Origin of the sequence: Streptomyces sp. NPDC088157, assembly GCF_044741545.1 — a bacterium.
Lineage (GTDB): Bacteria > Actinomycetota > Actinomycetes > Streptomycetales > Streptomycetaceae > Streptomyces.
The window spans coordinates 518676-534258 of sequence record NZ_JBIUSU010000003.1 but is presented as its reverse complement, the minus strand read 5'-3'; the positions used below and the strand labels follow the sequence as shown (position 1 = coordinate 534258).

Annotated in this window: 11 protein-coding genes; 6 read left to right on the top strand and 5 right to left on the bottom strand. The window is 73.0% G+C overall.

The window, feature by feature from the left end; translation table 11 throughout:
* Window positions 1–75: 75 nt before the first annotated feature.
* The 3 genes from ACIPFH_RS13585 to ACIPFH_RS13575 form a co-directional block, all read right to left on the bottom strand.
* Window positions 76–1440 carry an FAD-dependent oxidoreductase gene (locus ACIPFH_RS13585; protein WP_401825955.1) on the bottom strand — a complete coding sequence of 455 codons (1365 nt, stop codon included), beginning with the start codon at window positions 1438–1440 and terminating at the stop codon, window positions 76–78.
* Between the two features lie 132 nt (window positions 1441–1572).
* Complete coding sequence (locus ACIPFH_RS13580) at window positions 1573–4269, bottom strand: SpoIIE family protein phosphatase (protein WP_401825952.1); 2697 nt, start codon at window positions 4267–4269, stop codon at window positions 1573–1575.
* A 41-nt stretch (window positions 4270–4310) separates the two neighbouring features.
* Complete coding sequence (locus ACIPFH_RS13575; RefSeq protein WP_401825950.1) at window positions 4311–7052, bottom strand: SpoIIE family protein phosphatase; 2742 nt, start codon at window positions 7050–7052, stop codon at window positions 4311–4313.
* A 119-nt stretch (window positions 7053–7171) separates the two neighbouring features.
* Here ACIPFH_RS13575 and ACIPFH_RS13570 point away from each other — a divergent pair, with 119 nt between their 5' ends.
* Window positions 7172–8017 carry a DUF72 domain-containing protein gene (locus ACIPFH_RS13570; protein WP_401825948.1) on the top strand — a complete coding sequence of 282 codons (846 nt, stop codon included), beginning with the start codon at window positions 7172–7174 and terminating at the stop codon, window positions 8015–8017.
* A gap of 145 nt (window positions 8018–8162) precedes the next feature.
* Here ACIPFH_RS13570 and ACIPFH_RS13565 read toward each other — a convergent pair whose 3' ends face one another.
* Window positions 8163–8816: a lipoprotein gene (locus ACIPFH_RS13565; RefSeq protein ID WP_401825945.1), complete on the bottom strand. Its 654-nt coding sequence runs from the start codon at window positions 8814–8816 to the stop codon at window positions 8163–8165.
* Window positions 8817–9028: 212 nt separating this feature from the next.
* Between ACIPFH_RS13565 and rpmG the strand changes: the two genes are divergently transcribed.
* From rpmG to ACIPFH_RS13550, 3 genes are all read left to right on the top strand, one after another.
* Window positions 9029–9193, top strand: a complete 165-nt coding sequence (gene rpmG, locus ACIPFH_RS13560; RefSeq protein ID WP_356265059.1) for a 50S ribosomal protein L33 — start codon at window positions 9029–9031, stop codon at window positions 9191–9193.
* Window positions 9194–9336: 143 nt separating this feature from the next.
* Window positions 9337–9873 carry a cysteine hydrolase family protein gene (locus ACIPFH_RS13555; protein ID WP_401825942.1) on the top strand — a complete coding sequence of 179 codons (537 nt, stop codon included), beginning with the start codon at window positions 9337–9339 and terminating at the stop codon, window positions 9871–9873.
* Window positions 9874–10034: 161 nt separating this feature from the next.
* Complete coding sequence (locus ACIPFH_RS13550) at window positions 10035–11462, top strand: alkaline phosphatase family protein (RefSeq protein ID WP_401825939.1); 1428 nt, start codon at window positions 10035–10037, stop codon at window positions 11460–11462.
* A gap of 21 nt (window positions 11463–11483) precedes the next feature.
* On the opposite strand, the gene ACIPFH_RS13545 is transcribed toward ACIPFH_RS13550, so the two are convergent.
* Window positions 11484–11891: a cupin domain-containing protein gene (locus ACIPFH_RS13545; RefSeq protein WP_401825936.1), complete on the bottom strand. Its 408-nt coding sequence runs from the start codon at window positions 11889–11891 to the stop codon at window positions 11484–11486.
* A 340-nt stretch (window positions 11892–12231) separates the two neighbouring features.
* Between ACIPFH_RS13545 and ACIPFH_RS13540 the strand changes: the two genes are divergently transcribed.
* Complete coding sequence (locus ACIPFH_RS13540; protein WP_401825934.1) at window positions 12232–13197, top strand: hypothetical protein; 966 nt, start codon at window positions 12232–12234, stop codon at window positions 13195–13197.
* A 193-nt stretch (window positions 13198–13390) separates the two neighbouring features.
* A complete protein-coding gene (locus tag ACIPFH_RS13535) occupies window positions 13391–15451 on the top strand; it encodes a DUF1996 domain-containing protein (RefSeq protein ID WP_401825931.1) in 2061 nt (686 codons plus the stop codon).
* The last annotated feature ends 132 nt before the right edge of the window (window positions 15452–15583 follow it).

Genomic DNA, 15583 nt, shown 5'->3' with positions numbered 1-15583 from the left:
GGGGAGTCGGGGTTCGGGTGCCGGGCCGAGGCCGCCCGAGCGGTCCGACGAGGCCACCGAACCCCGCGCCCGTGCTTACGCGCCGCTCTCCCGCAGCATGTCCTCGCGCTCGACGATCTTCACGCGCTCGCGGCCCTGCGGTTCGCCCAGCGCCTTCTCGGCGGCGTCCAGCTTGTACCAGCCCTCCCAGGTGGTGAAGCGGACCTCGCGCTCGGAGAGGAAGGCTTCCACGGCCTCCGGATCGGGCGAGGCGGGCGTGTGCAGACGGCCGTTGGCGTGGTCGTCCAGCAGGTTCGAGACCGTCTCGTTGGCGTCGCCCTTGGTGTGGCCGATGAGGCCGACCGGACCGCGGCGGATCCAGCCGGTGACGTACGTCGACTGCAGGTGCTCGCCGGACTCCTCCATGACGCGGCCGCCCTCGTCCGGGACCGTGCCCGAGTCGAGGTCCCAGGGCAGCTTCGGGAGCTTGTCGGAGAGGTAGCCGACGGCGCGGTAGATCGCCGTGACGTCCCAGTCCTTGAACTCGCCGGTGCCCTTGACGTTGCCGGTGCCGTCGAGGGCGGTGCGCTCGGTGCGCAGGCCGACGACCTTGCCGTCCTCGCCGAGGATCTCGGCGGGCGACTCGAAGAAGTGCAGGAACAGCTTGTGCGGGCGGTCGCCGACGTCGCGGATCGCCCAGTTCTCCAGCGTCTTGGCCACCATGTCGGCCTGCTTGTTGCCGCGCCGCGTCGCGATCGAGCCGTCGTCGTAGTCGATGTCCTCGGGGTCGACGATGACCTCGATGGTGGGCGAGTGGTCCAGCTCCCGCAGCTCCATCGGGGAGAACTTCGCCTGCGCCGGGCCACGGCGGCCGAAGACGTGGATCTCCAGAGCCTTGTTGGCCTTGAGACCCTCGTAGACGTTGGCCGGGATCTCGGTGGGCAGCAGCTCGTCCGCCGTCTTGGCCAGGACACGGGCCACGTCGAGGGCGACGTTGCCGACGCCGAGGACCGCGACCTTCTCGGCCTCCAGCGGCCAGGTCCGCGGCACGTCCGGGTGGCCGTCGTACCAGGAGACGAAGTCAGCGGCGCCGTAGGAGCCGTCGAGCTCGATGCCGGGGATCGACATGTCGCGGTCGGCCGTCGCGCCGGTCGAGAAGATCACCGCGTCGTAGAAGGCGCGCAGGTCGTCCAGGCTGATGTCGGTCGGGTAGTCGACGTTGCCGAAGAGGCGGATCTGCGGCTTGTCGAGGACCTGGTGCAGGGCGTTGACGATGCCCTTGATGCGGGGGTGGTCCGGGGCGACGCCGTAGCGGATCAGGCCGAACGGGGCCGGCATGCGCTCGAAGAGGTCGATCGAGACACCCGGGTCGGCGGCCACATCGGACTTGAGCAGCGCGTCGGCGGCGTAGATCCCGGCGGGGCCGGCTCCGACTATGGCTACCCGCAGGGGGCGGGGCATGATCAGGTTCCCTTCGAGTGGCGACAGATCGACTCGGGGGAAGCCTAAACTAAGGCAAGCCTTACCCGGTACGCGGGTCCGGTCTATGGACTCATAAGCGCCATTTATGAGTCGAGTGGCGGCCGACTCGCCTCACGGCAGCGGCTGTTCGGCCCAGATCACCTTGCCCTTGGGGGTGTAGCGGGTGCCCCAGCGCTCGGTGAGCTGCGCCACGAGGAACAGACCGCGGCCGCCCTCGTCGGTCATCGCCGCGTACCGCAAGTGCGGTGAGGTGCTGCTGCCGTCGGAGACCTCGCAGATCAGGGTGCGGTCGCGCAGCAGGCGGACGGCCACGGGGGCGCTGCCGTAGCGGATCGCGTTGGTGACCAGTTCGCTCAGGATCAGCTCCGTCGTGAAGGACAGCTCGTCCAGGTCCCAGCGCGCCAGCTGCCGCACCACCGCCGCGCGCACCTCGCCGACCGCCGCCGGGTCCACCGGCACGTCCCACTCGGCCACCCGGTCGGCGCCCAGCGCCCGGGTCCGCGCGACGATCAGCGCGATGTCGTCGTTCGGGCGGGGCGGCAGCAGGGCGTCCAGGACGGCCTGGCAGGTAGCCTCCGGCGGACCCTCGGCACTCCGCTCCAGCGCGGTGCGCAGCAGCGTCAGACCGGTGTCGATGTCCCGTTCCCGGTCTTCCACCAGCCCGTCGGTGTACAGCACCAGCGAGCTGCCCTCGGCCAGCTCCAGCTCCAGCGTCTCGAACGGCAGCCCGCCCAGCCCGAGCGGGAGCCCGGCGGGCACCTCGAGGTACTCCACCCGGCCGTCGGAGTGCACCAGCGCCGGCGGCGGATGGCCGGCGCGGGCGATCGTGCAGCGCCGGGCGACCGGGTCGTAGATGGCGTACAGACAGGTCGCCCCGGAGACGGGCGCGTCGGTGCCGTCGTCCGCCTCGTCCTGGTCGATGCGGGCCACCAACTCGTCCAGCAGCCCCAGGAGCTCCTCCGGGGACAGGTCCAGGGAGGAGAAGTTGTGCACCGCGGTACGCAGCCGCCCCATGGTGGCCGCCGCGTGCAGCCCGTGGCCCACCACGTCCCCGACGACCAGGGCGACCCGGGCCCCGGACAGGGGCAGGACGTCGAACCAGTCGCCGCCCACGCCCGCCTGCGCCGGCAGATAGCGGTAGGCGATGTCCAGGGCGTTCTGTTCGGGCAGGGTGCGCGGCAGCAGGCTGCGCTGAAGAGTGACGGCCATACCGTGTTCGCGGGTGAACCGGCGCGCGTTGTCGATGGAGATCGCGGCCCGCGCCACCAGTTCCTCCGCGAGCACCACCTCGTCCGGGTCGAACGGATCGGGCCGTTCCGAACGCCAGAAACTGACCACGCCCAGGATCAGAGCGCCGGCCCGCACGGGCACGGTGATCAGCGAGTGGATGCCGAACTCCACGATCTGCTCGGTCCGTTCCAGGTCCTGGGCCTGCCAGCCCGGCGCCTGGGCGAGCTGGGCCTCCAGGACCGCCCGGGCGTTCGCGAGGCTGCTGGCCTGGGGGGCGGAGTCCACGAACCGGATCCGCTCACCCACCGCGTACAGCGGCGCGCCCTTGCGGATCGCGCTCACCGCCGTGCGCCGCAGCGCGCCGCGCGCCTCCGGCTCCTCGCCGTCCAGGACGGCGTCGAACAGATCAACGGTCGCGAAGTCCGCGAACCTCGGCACGGCCAGCTCCGTCAGCTCCTCGGCGGTCCGGGCGACGTCCAGGCTGGTCCCGATGCCCACCCCGGCCGCGTACAGCATGTCGAGGCGCTCGCGGGCCGCCTCCGCCCGGCCCGACAGGGCGCGCAGCTCCGTGGAGTCGCGCAGGGTGGCCACGCTGCCGGCCGGTCCGCCCGCCAGGTCGGTGGGCCGCTGGTTGATCGCCAGCAGCCGCTCCCCGACCAGGTGCACCTCGTCGGTGACCATCCGCCCGGAGGCCAGCAGTTCGGCGGTGTCCCGGTCGAGTCCCAGCTCGAGGACCTGGCGCCGTTCGGCGTCCGGGGGCAGGTCCAGCAGGCGCTGGGCCTCGTCGTTGGCGAGCAGCAGGTCGCCCTCCCCGCCGACGATGATCACCCCTTCCCGTACGGCGTGCAGCACCGCGTCGTGGTGCTCGTACATCCGGGTCATCTCGCGCGGGCCCAGGCCGTGGGTCTGGCGCAGCAGCCGGCGGCTGACCAGCGCCGTGCTCGCCGTGGCCAGGGCGAGGGCGACCGCGGCGCTGCCGAGGACGAGCGGCAGCTGCCGGTCGGCGTTGCCGCCGACGTGCGCGGTGGTGATCCCCGACGACACCAGGCCGACGACGGTCCCGTCGGCCGTCTTCACCGGCACCACGGCCTGGACCAGCCGGCCGATGGTCCCGTCGACCTCCTCCACCACGACCCCGCCGTCCAGCGCCGGTTGGATGTTCCCGACGAACTTCTTGCCGATGCGGTCCGGCTTGGGATGCGTGTAACGGATGCCGTCGGTGTTCATGACGACGAGGAAGTCCATGTCGGACGCCTTGCGGGCGGCCTCGGCCTTGGGCTGGAGCACGGCCGTCGGATTCGGGCTGTTCAGCGCCTCGACGATGCCCGGCGAGTTGGCGAAGGTCTGCGCGACCGCCACGGAGCGGTTACGGGCCTCCTGGGTGGTGTCGTGCCGCACCTGGAGCAGCAGCGCCACCACGGCGGCCACGACCAGCAGCAGCACGATGACCACTTGGAGGACGAACACCTGCGCGGCGAGACTGCGCCCGCCCAGGGCGGACTCAGGCGTACGCCGGACCCGCGGGCCCCGGGGACGACGGGCCGGCCGGGCATCCGAGCGCCCCAGGAGTCGGACCATGTGCCATGTCTACACTGCCGGGCCGCGCGAGGCGAGAGGCGTCACGCACGGTCACGCCCGTGCCTCGGGCGTTCGCCATGGGTGACTTCCGCCGCCGCCCGCCGCGTGGCCAGCAGCAGGGCGATGTCGTCCGCCCGGTCCGCGGCCTGCCGAGCCGTCGCCGTGAGCCGGTCGGCGACGTCCGCGAGGGAACGGGCGGGAGGGCCGTCGGATTCCGGCTCCCGGGCGTCGGACGCGGCCGGGGCGGTGCCGGGCCGGGCTCCGGCCCCGGCCGGGCGCGGTGCCGGGTCGGCGGCGTCGGTGCGGGGACGGCCGGGCGGCCCGTTGGAATCCGGACCGGCAGCGTCGGCCGCGGCCGGAGGAGGGCCGGGCCGGGCTCCGGCCTCGGCCAGGGCCCGGCGCAGCGCCGCGATCCCGTCGTCGATGTCCTGGCCCGGCCGCTCGACCAGCCCGTCCGTGTAGAGGGCGAGGATCGCGCCCGGTTCCAGCCGCAGCTCCGTCACCGGGTAGTGGGCGCGCGGGTCCACCCCGAGCACCACACCGCCGGACAGGTCCACGACCTCGGTTCGGCCGTCGGGGTGGCGCAGCAGCGGCGGCAGGTGCCCGGCGCGCGCCGCCCGGGCCACGCCGGTGGCCGGGTCCAGCCGGACGTAGCAACAGCTGGCGAACTGGCCGGGGTCCAGGTCGATGAGGAGGTGGTTCGTGCCACCCATGACCTCCTCCGGCGGCCGGTCGCCCAGCGCGAACGCCCGCACCGCGCTGCGCAGCTGCCCCATGGTGGCCGCCGCCTGCACGCCGTGTCCCTGCACGTCCCCGATGACCAGCGCCAGCCCGTCCCCGGCCTCCACGACGTCGTACCAGTCGCCGCCCACGTCCATGCCCTCGGTGCCCGGCAGATAGCGCCCGGCGGTCTCCACGCGCGCGTGCTGCGAAAGCCGCTGGGGGAGGAGGGCCTGCTGGAGGCCTCGGGCGAGGGCTGCCTCGGTGTCGTAGCGCTGGGCCTTCTCCATCGCGTGGGCGATCAGCCCGGCGAGTGCGGTCAGCACCGTGCGTTCCTCGGAGCTGAAGCCGCGGGAGCGGTCGAAGCCGAGGATGCACGAGCCCACCGGGCGGCCCGAGGCGATCAGCGGCAGGAAGGCGCGGGCTCCCTCCGACGCGTCCAGGGCGATGCCCGGATAGGCGGCTGCCAGCTGCTGCATGGAGTCGAAGAAGAGCGGCCGGCCCGTGGTGAGGGTCTCCACGCCGGGCAGCCGGGCGTCGAGGGCCACCCCTTCGAAGGGGCGCAGGAATCCCTCGGGGAAGCCGGACTCCCACGCCAGGTACAGGTGCCGCTCCTGGAGCAGGTAGATGGCGAGCCGACGGCCGCCGAACGCGGGCAGCAGCTCCTGCGTCACCACCGCCGACACCTGGCGTGCGGTCACGGCCTCCGTCAGCGCGATGGCCAGGACGATGGGCCGGTAGAACGGGGCGGCCGAGGCGGCGGAGTCGGGCGCGCCCGAGCCGGTCTCCGACGGCTCGGGGGTCGCGTCGTCCGGCACCCGGTTCGCCGGGACCGCCGTGCAGGTGACGAGGTCCGCCCCCGGGTACAGGGAAATGCGCAGCCAGTCGCCCTCGTACGGCCGGGGGACGGCGGAACGGCCGGCGGGGACGGGAAGCCGCACATGGAAGTGCGCGGGCTCGGGCGACAGCAGGGCGCCGCGCAGATGCTCCTCGCAGGTGGGCTGGCTCAGCCACGGCACCGCCTCCCACAGCGACCGGCCGACCAGCCGGTCCCGCGGCACGCCCAGCAGGTGCCCGGCCCGCGGGTTGGCGTACACGACGAGCCCCAGCCGGTCGAGACAGAACACTCCCTCCGGGAGCAGGTCGGCGGCTCCGTCGGCGAGGGCGCCCGGGCCCGGGTCGAGGAGGACGCCGGCGATGGGGCGGGGCGTGCCGGGGGGCCAGGGGGGATCCGGCGGCAGGGTTCCGACGTCCGTCGCCTCCCACAGCTCGAGGAGACGCAGGCCGCCCTCGGTGGTGCGTACCTGGATCGGCAGCGGCGGCGGGCGGCCCCCGGCCGTCCGGTGCAGCAGGCCGGGGAGCCGGTGGGCGTCCGTCGGGTCGACGGTCCGGGCCAGCGCGTCCAGCGTGTTCGGGGAGGACTCGCCCGGGGGCAGACCGAGCAGGGTGCGTGCCTGCTCGTCGAGCGTGACGACGTCGGTCGCCGGGTCCCACGAGAACCGCCCGACGCGCCCCGGGGCGGGTCCCGCGGCCGGCGGCCTCACGCACAGCGGCTCCCCGTCCCAGGCGACGTCCCCGCCGTCCGAGTCGTGCCGCAGCAGTGCCGCTCCCAGGGCGTCCGCCACCGCCGTCAGCCGCTCGCGCTCCGCCTGCACCTCCGCCGCGTCGGCCGCCGCCGGGCGCAGGACGGCCAGCACCCCGAAAGGCCGCCCGTCCGCCACGACGGGCACGTAGAGCGAGCCGAACTGGAAGGGCAGACCCGCCGCGAGCTGCGCGTAGCGGCGCATCATCTCGGTGGCGTTCGCCAGCACCACGGGCACGCCCGTCCGATGCACGTCGGCCACCGGGAACGGCCGGTCCATGTGTACCCGCCACCAGGGGCGGAACAGCGGGCCGGGCAGCCCCGAGAGGACCGCGAGGCGCAGCAGCCGGGAGGTGGGCGAGCACAGGTACACGCCACCGATGCGGCCGTCCGTCACCCGTAGCGCGTCCGCCACGGCCCCGGTCAGCAGCGCGGGCGGCGGCCCGGACGGCTTCCGCTCGTTTCCGGCGCTCCCAGTCATGAGGCCCTACCTAGTCCGTGCGCCGCCGCTTGGGCGACACAGCAAGAATGCGCCACACCTGGCCGGATGTGCATCCGCGCGACCGGAGAGAACGGGTTCCACAGGGGTAATCGCACGCCATGGGCGAGATTCTGGTGGGCGCGTGTTCCTGGACCGACCGGGCGCTGGTGTCCAGCGGCTGGTATCCGGCCGGGCGGCGCGACGCGGAGGGACGGTTACGCCACTATGCCGAACGCTTCCCGGTCGTCGAGGTCGACGCCACCTACTACGCGTTGCCCGGGGAGCGCACCAGCGGACTGTGGACGGAGCGCACGCCCGACGGCTTCGTGTTCGACGTGAAGGCCTTCTCCCTCCTGACCGGCCACCCCACCAGGGCCGCCGTGCTGCCACCGGGCCTGCCCGACGACATTCGCGGCCCCAAGGCCCTGGACGAGGTGTGGCGGAGGTTCGCGGACGGGATCCGGCCGTTACGGGACACGGGGCGACTGGGCGCCGTCCTCTTCCAGTTCCCGCCGTGGTTCCGTCCCGGCGCACGGGCGGACGCCTTCCTCGCCCAGTGCGCCGAACGCACCGCCGGCTGGCCGGTCTGCGTCGAGTTCCGGCACCCCGACTGGTGGCGGGGCGAACAGGAGGGCGCGACCGCACACCTGCTGCGGTCCCACGGCTTCGCCGCCGTCGCCGTCGACATGCGGCAGTCCCTGCCGTCCGCCGTGCCTCCCGTCACGCCCGTCACCTGCGAGCGGCTGGCCGTCGTCCGCCTGCACGGCCGCAGCCCGGCCTGGGGCGCCGGCAGCAAGGAGGACCGCTTCCGGCACGACTACACCGACGGCGAGCTCCGCGAGTGGGTGCCGAGAGCACGGGCGCTCGCGGCGCGGGCCGAGCGGGTGCACGTGCTGTTCAACACCTGTTGCGGCGACTCCGCCGTACGCGCCGCCGAGAGGATGCGCGCCCTGCTCGGCCACTGACCGGCCGGGCCGCGACCGGGCCGGCCGACGGTGACGAGTCCTGCGCCCGCGGACGGCCCACCGGGGCGCGCGCCGCGCGGTGGTCGCGTCGCGCGGGCCTCGGCCGCCGGCCCGCCGCAGGGCGCCCGACCGGGTCCGGGCCGGGTCAGCCCTTGGTGGCGTGCAGAGTGCTCTTGGCCAGCTCGTACGCCGGGAGCATCGCCTCGTGCTCCGCGGTGTCCATGCCGCCCAGGTGCAGGACGACGGGGCCCCCGGACGTGGTGACGGCGAGGGCGTGCTCCTTCTTCGTCTCCTCGAGGAGTTCGCTCGTGGTGACGTACTCGACCTCGGTACCGGTGATGTCGCCCGCCTCGAACGTGCGGTACTTCGCCCCGCTCGCCTGCTTCTCGGCGGCCACGAAGCCCTCCAGCACGGCGCGCGCGTCGGCGTCGCCCGGCTCGCCGGTCCACACCCGCAGGAACCCGATCTTCCCCGCGGGCTTGGCGTCGACCTCGCAGGCCATGGTGACCGGGCCCTGGCGAAGGAACGCGTCGGCGAGGTCGGCCGGATCGCCGGTGGCGGCGGTCTCCTCCTGGGCGTCCACCGCCTCCGCCTTCCAGAACTCGGCGATGTCGAAGGTGACGGGAAGTTCGCAGGCGGACCCCGGGGCTCCGATGGACCCTCCGCGCTGGGCGACCTTCGCGGTCGTCCTCGCCGACGCCCCCGACGCGGCGTCCGGGCCGGCCCCTTCGGCGGCGCAACCCGTCATCAGCCCCGACAAGAGCGCCGCCAGCGTCAGCCCCCGTCCCACGTGTCCCACGTTCCCCACCCCAAAGCGCACCGCTGTGTCTCCTCTCGACACCGGCCCGATACCGGCGGAGCACTGTAACCGAGCGGGTCGTGGTCCCCGCCACCGAGATTCGCCGGCCGGGTGCCCGCCGCCCCGGGAATGCGCGGGCCCGGCCTCCTGTTGCAGCACCTGACTGGCATGCACCGTTCAGTGGGTGCGAGTCGGTGTGAGAGGAGGCCCCCATGGCCCGCAGTACAGCGCGCCCCGTCATCACCCTGAGGTCCACCGCCGGTACCGGTGTCGCCTACGTGACGCGCAAGAACCGTCGCAACGACGCCGACCGGCTGGTCCTGCGCAAGTACGACCCCGTCGCCGGGCGGCACGTCGACTTCCGGGAGACGCGATGAGGCCGGCGCCGGCCCAGCAGAGCTGAGCGGCGCGGCCCGAGGCAGGTAAGCGGCCGGGATCCCGGAAAGGGAGCCCGGCCGCTTTCTCGTGCGGACGAGTGACGTGCCGTCATACTCACACCGCGCTGGGAACCCATAGCGGCATGGGCAAGACCGCGCTGATCGTCATCGACATGATCAACACCTACGACCATCCGGACGCCGACCTGCTTCTGCCGTCGGCGCGCGAGGTGGTCCCGGTGGCCGCCGGTCTCCTCGACCGGGCCCGCCACGCCGGGGTGCCCGTCGTCTACGTCAACGACAACTTCGGCCAGTGGCGTTCCCACCACGGCGAACTCCTCGACAAGGCCCTCTCCGGCCCGCACGCCGCACTGGTCGAGCCGCTGCTGCCCGACCGGAGGTCCCTCTTCGTCCTGAAGGCACGCCACTCGATCTTCTTCGAGACCCCGTTGTCCTACCTGCTCCACCAGGAGGGCATCGACCACGTCGTGCTGTGCGGACAGGTCACCGAGCAGTGCGTCCTGTACTCGGCCCTCGACGCCCACATCCGGCACATCGACGTGACCGTCCCCCGGGACGCCGTCGCCCACATCCACGCCGATCTCGCGGACGCGGCGCTGGTGATGATGGAGCGCAACCTGGGGGCGCGGGTGTGCGACAGCGAGGAGCTGTGGTCCTGAACGTCACGGCGCCGCCCAGGATCTGACGCGCGGTCGGTCCGGCGCCGGTTTTGCGGTCTCCGAGTTCCCGGCCCGGGCGGAGAACGAGCGATGGCCCGTTTCGCGCGGGACACGGGCCGGTGCCTTCCTCCGCTTCCTCCGCTCACCAAGGGGCACACCACATGGCCGAGTTGACCCGACGCAGACTCCTGGGCTCGACCGCGGGCGCGCTGGGGGCCGCCGCGGCCCTCTCCCTCCTCCCGCCGAGCGTGCAGAAGGCCGTCGCGGCCGGACCGTCCCGCCGTGGCTCACTCGCCGACGTCGAACACGTCGTCCTGCTGATGCAGGAGAACCGCTCCTTCGACCACTACTTCGGCACCCTGTCCGGCGTGCGGGGCTTCGCCGACCCCGACGCGCTCACCCTCGACACCGGACGCTCCGTCTTCCACCAGCCCGACACCGGGAACCCCGCGGGCTATCTTCTGCCCTTCCACCTGGACACCCGCACCTCCAGCGCCCAGGCCATCCCGTCCACGAGCCACGCCTGGTCGGTGCAGCACGAGGCGTGGAACGGCGGCCGGATGGACCGCTGGCTGTCGGCCCACCGCACGGCCGACGGCGCCAACGCCCCCTATGTCATGGGCTACTACACACGCAAGGACATCCCGTTCCAGTTCGCCCTCGCCGAGACCTTCACCGTCTGCGATCACTACTTCAGCTCGGTCCTCGGCCCGACCTGGCCCAACCGCCTGATGTGGATGACCGGCACCATCGACTCCGAGGGCGCCCACGGCGGACCGGTCGTCCGCAACTCCGCCCCGACACCGTTCGGCTGGACGACGTACGCCGAGCGGCTCCAGGCGGCCGGGGTCGACTGGAAGGTGTACCAGCAGGAGGACGACTACGGCTGCAACCTGCTGGAGCAGTTCGCCGCGTTCCGCGACGCGCTCCCCGGCTCCGCGCTGTACGAACGGGGCGTACGGCCGCAGCCGGAGGGCACCTTCGAGGACGACGCCCGGGCCGACCGGCTGCCGACCGTGTCCTGGCTCGTGCCGCCCGGGCGCCAGTCGGAGCACCCGGACCATCTGCCGGCGGCGGGCGCGGCCTTCGTCGCCTCGAAGATCGAGGCGATCGCGGCCGACCCGAAGGTCTGGCGCAAGACCGCGTTCATCCTCAACTACGACGAGAACGACGGCCTGTTCGACCATGTTCCGCCGCCGATCCCGCCCGTGGACACACCCGGCGAATTCGTCGCCGGGCTGCCGATCGGCGGCGGTTTCCGGGTACCCGCCATCGTCGTCTCGCCCTGGACCGTGGGCGGCTGGGTGGCCACGGAGCCCTTCGACCACACCTCGACCCTGCGGTTCCTCGAACGCCTCACCGGGGTCATGGAGCCCAACATCAGCGACTGGCGGCGCGGTGCCTTCGGCGACCTCACCTCCGCCTTCCGGTTCGCCTCCACGACCACGTCGGCACCGGCGCTGCCCGACGACACGGAGGAGCAGCTGCTGAGGGCGCAGGAGGACGTCGCCACCCTGCCCAAGCCGACGCTGCCGGGCGCCGAGCAGACGTTCCCGGTGCAGGAGGCGGGCCCCCGTCCGCAGACGTGACCCCGGCGAGCCCGCCCCGCGTCAGCCGCGGCGGACCGGGTCCGGCGGTTCTGCGCGCGTAGACAGCGGGCTGCCCTGCGGCAGGAAGAAGAGGGCGCAGATACGCAGGGTTTCCGGCTCCCGGTTCTCCGCCATGTGCACGCCTTGCGGCCCCACCGGTTCGACGATGCATCCGCCGGCGGGCGTCACGCTCTCGGATCCGTCCGCCAGGGTCCGGGTCAGAACGCCCGCCGTCACCACGGCGACGACCCGGCCCTCGTGGTAGTGCCAGGGCAGTGAGCCACCCGGCGGGATCTCGTAGTCCGTCACCACGACCCTGGTGTCCTCGGGTACCGCCAGGGCGAGCCGTTCGGTGAGCAGGCCGTCGGCGAGCAGGGCCGGTACGGGTTCGGCGGCGGGCCGGGCTCCGACGGGCAGCGATCGGTTCACGCGGCGGTCGTCCGGGACGGGAGGGGGCCAAGGGCGCCGGGGCCGGTCGGGCCCGCCGTGCGAGGTAATCCTGCCGGGGTCATGTTCCGCTGGTCAGTGCGTTCCACAGCGGTGACACTAACCCACCTGCGTCACGGGGACGTGACCGGGCGTCATCGAGCGCACCGGTCACCTGGTGCCCCGGCCGCCCCCGGACCTCTTCGGCCCCACCCGTCCCACCGGGGCCTGGTCGAAATGTGAGGTAGACGGCCTGTGCGGGAGTAATCCTCGCGGGTCGTGTCTGCGTCTTCCGGGGCGTGACTCGTATGAAACATCGTGCGACGAGTGTTTGGGGGCGGCCTTGAGCATCCTGCATCCGGACCTGGAGCGGCCGAGCGAAAGCCGCGCCGGGGACGAGCCGCGCGTCGCCGGCCGGACAGAGGACGAGCCGCGCGTCGGTGCGGTGGGCGGGTCGCGCTCCGGCCGTGCCGAGGACGAGCCGCGCGGCGGCCTCACCGAGGGGACGCCGCGCGTCGGCCGTACCGGGGGCGAGCCGCGCGGCGGCCGGACCGGGGGGGAGGCGCGCTCCGGCCGCGCCGGGGGCAGGCCGCGCGGTGGTGCGTTCTTCCCCGCCGTCGAGTTCGTCGGCCGGACGCTGCGCGGTGAGTGGTACGGCATCGTCGTCGATCCCCTGCGGCAGTTGCGCCGGCGAGGTCCCGCCGCGCTGCTGCTGGCGTTCGTCGCCTGCGCGGGCGTGATCTTCTTCCATGCCATCGCCCAGCACCCCCGGGGCGAGGCGGCGGTGCGGATCCTCGGCGGGGTCCAGGGCGACCTGCCGCTGTGGCTCGCCCTGCTCCGTACCCCTGTCTCCCTGTACGTCCCGGCCCTCGACCTGCCGGTGTGGGCCGGCATCACTCAGCTGTTCCTGGCCTTCGCCCTGGCCGAACTGGCCCTGGGCCGCCGCAGAACCCTGCTGATCGCCTACACGGCCACCCTGGCCGGCACCCTCACCGTGCGCGTGATGCTGGCGATGGGGCCGGGGTGGTGGGGCCTCGGACTGCCGCCCGAGGTGGGCCAGGTGCTCGACACCGGCCCGTCCGCCGCGGTCGTCGGACTGTTCACGTATCTCTCGGTCGTCCGCCGCGCCCCCGTCGTGTTCGTGCTCACCGGCGGCTCGATGGTCTTCGAGTCGGTCGTCAGGCCCAACCTCGCGGGCCGCGAACACCTCATCGCGGTGGCCGCCGCCATCACCCTGGGCCTGCTGCACGAGCGGCGGCGCCGCCGGTGGCCGGCCGCCACGAAGACCCAGGACACGGCGTCTGTCTGAGATCTTGCTATGAATTCGTGGTGCGGTTGAACACTCCTGCGTCCGGTTGCGTATAGGGCCGGGGGATCTCATGTCCATGGCCGCCGACGACGTGTAGGAGCACTCCTTGGTACAGAACAGGCGCAGACGCCAGATGGGCGGACGCCGCGCGACTTTCGCGGCGTTGGCGCTCATTCTCGGCGGAGGTGGACTGATGGCGGTGAACGTGTACGCCTCGGCCACCGAGGACGGCTCCGACGGCAACTCCACGCGGCGCGGCGGCAACAGCGCCGTCACCATCGACTGTCCGGACGTCGGCGACAGCCTGACCACCGTCCCGGACCAGGCTTCGGCCGAGGTCGACCGCGAACTCGCCGGGCTGGACGAGCAGATCGCCGCCGCCTACCGCCAACTGCAGGAGTCCGCGGAGTCGATGCGCCAGGACGCCGGCTTCGCCGACAACGCGGTCATGAACCCGTTGAAGGAGAAGCGCGGTGCGACGATCGGGCGCATCGTGGAGGCCATCGACCGGGTCGGTGACCGCCCCGAGGGCCTGGAGGACCTCGCCGGCTGCACCCTGCGCGCCAACGACGACCAGGCCGACGAAGGCGCCGACGGCAACGGCGACGAGAACCAGAACGGCGATCAGGCGGGCGGCGACCAGAACGGCGACGCAGGCCAGCAGGGCGACGAGGGCCAGGGCGGCGACGGGCAGCAGGGCAACGGCGGCCAGGCCGGGAACGGCCCCGTCGCCGGGGACTACGTCGACATCAACTCCGTCCAGCCGACGCGGCAGACCCCGGATCCCACCTCCGGCCCCTCCCGCGGCACCTTCACCACCAGCTGCGGGGTGAACGCGAACGGCCTGTTCAACTCGGACAACGTGATCGTGGCCCCGGGCGTCAGCAACGGCGCCCACCACTTCCACGACTACGTCGGCAACCAGTCCAACACCGCCTTCGCCTCCGACGACGACCTGGCGAACGCCGGGACGAGCTGCGTGGACCAGGGCGACAGGTCCACGTACTACTGGCCCGTCCTGCGCCTCCAGAACGGCACCCAGGAGCAGGACGCGCAGAGCCCCGGTGGCGGCATCGAGGGCAACGCCGGCGAGATCGTGACCCCCAAGGAGGTCACGCTCACCTTCGTCGGCAACCCGCGTGAGAAGGTCACCGCCATGCCCCGGCTGCTGCGCGTCATCACCGGCGACGCCAAGGCCTTCGTCAACGGCACCGCCAACGCCAACGCGTCCTGGAGCTGCACCGGCTTCGAGGACCGGCAGCTGAAGGACAAGTACCCGCTCTGCCCGTCCGGCAGCGACGTGGTGCGCAGCTTCCGCTTCCAGAGCTGCTGGGACGGCAGCAACATCGACAGCGCCAACCACCGCACCCACGTGGCCTTCGCCGCCGCCGACGGCACCTGCCCGAACGGCTTCAAGGCCGTTCCTCAGCTGGTGCAGCGCATCGTGTACGACGTCGACGCGCCGAGCCTCCAGGACGGCGGCAGGACGACTCCGCTGTTCGCGGTGGACTCCTTCCCGGAGCAGCTGCACAAGCCGGTGACCGACCACGGCGACTTCATCAACGTCTTCGACGAGGACCTGATGCGGGACATGGTCGGCTGCATCAACGAGGGCCGCACCTGCGGTGCGGGCACCGATCCGGGCTCCGACGACGGCGCCGGCAACGGTGAGGACAACGGCAACGGCAACGGTGACAACGGTTCCGGCAATGGCGGCAACGACGGCGCCGGCAACGGTGACAACGGTTCCGGCAATGGCGGCAACGGTGACAACGGTTCCGGCAATGGCGGCAACGACGGCGCCGGCAATGGCGACAACGGTTCCGGTGACGCCGGAGACGGCAACGGTCCCGACGAAGGAACGCAGCAGCCGTCGCAGACCCCCGAGGCGCCGGTGACCACCGAGCCCGACAAGGGCGACGCCGGTTCCGGTGGCGACTCCGCCACCACCGAGCCCCGTGTCTACACGAAGCCGTCGGCCAAGGCGGCCACCTCGGCGCCGGCCGGCGGTTCGGGCGGCGAGATCGGCACCCCGGCGACCGCTCCCGCGGGCGCTGCCGCGAGCGCTCCCGAGCAGTCGCAGAGCCCGGCCGACACGGGCGCCGGCACCACCGTCCCGGGCGGGACCGAACCCCAGGCGGTCCAGGGCGGCCTCGCCGAAACGGGCGCCAACCTCTGGCCCGCCGCGGGCGGAGGGCTGCTGGTGCTCGCCGGCTTCGCCGTGCTGTTCCGCGACGCACGTCGCAAGTTCTGAGATCCAGCCACGCCACGAAGGGCCCGTCGGATGCCGACGGGCCCTTCGTGCGAGCGGCCGGGTCCCGCGGCCGAGACCTGCCGAAGCGACCCGGTCCGCCCGCTCCGTCGCGGCCCCGAACGGGTGCTCCCG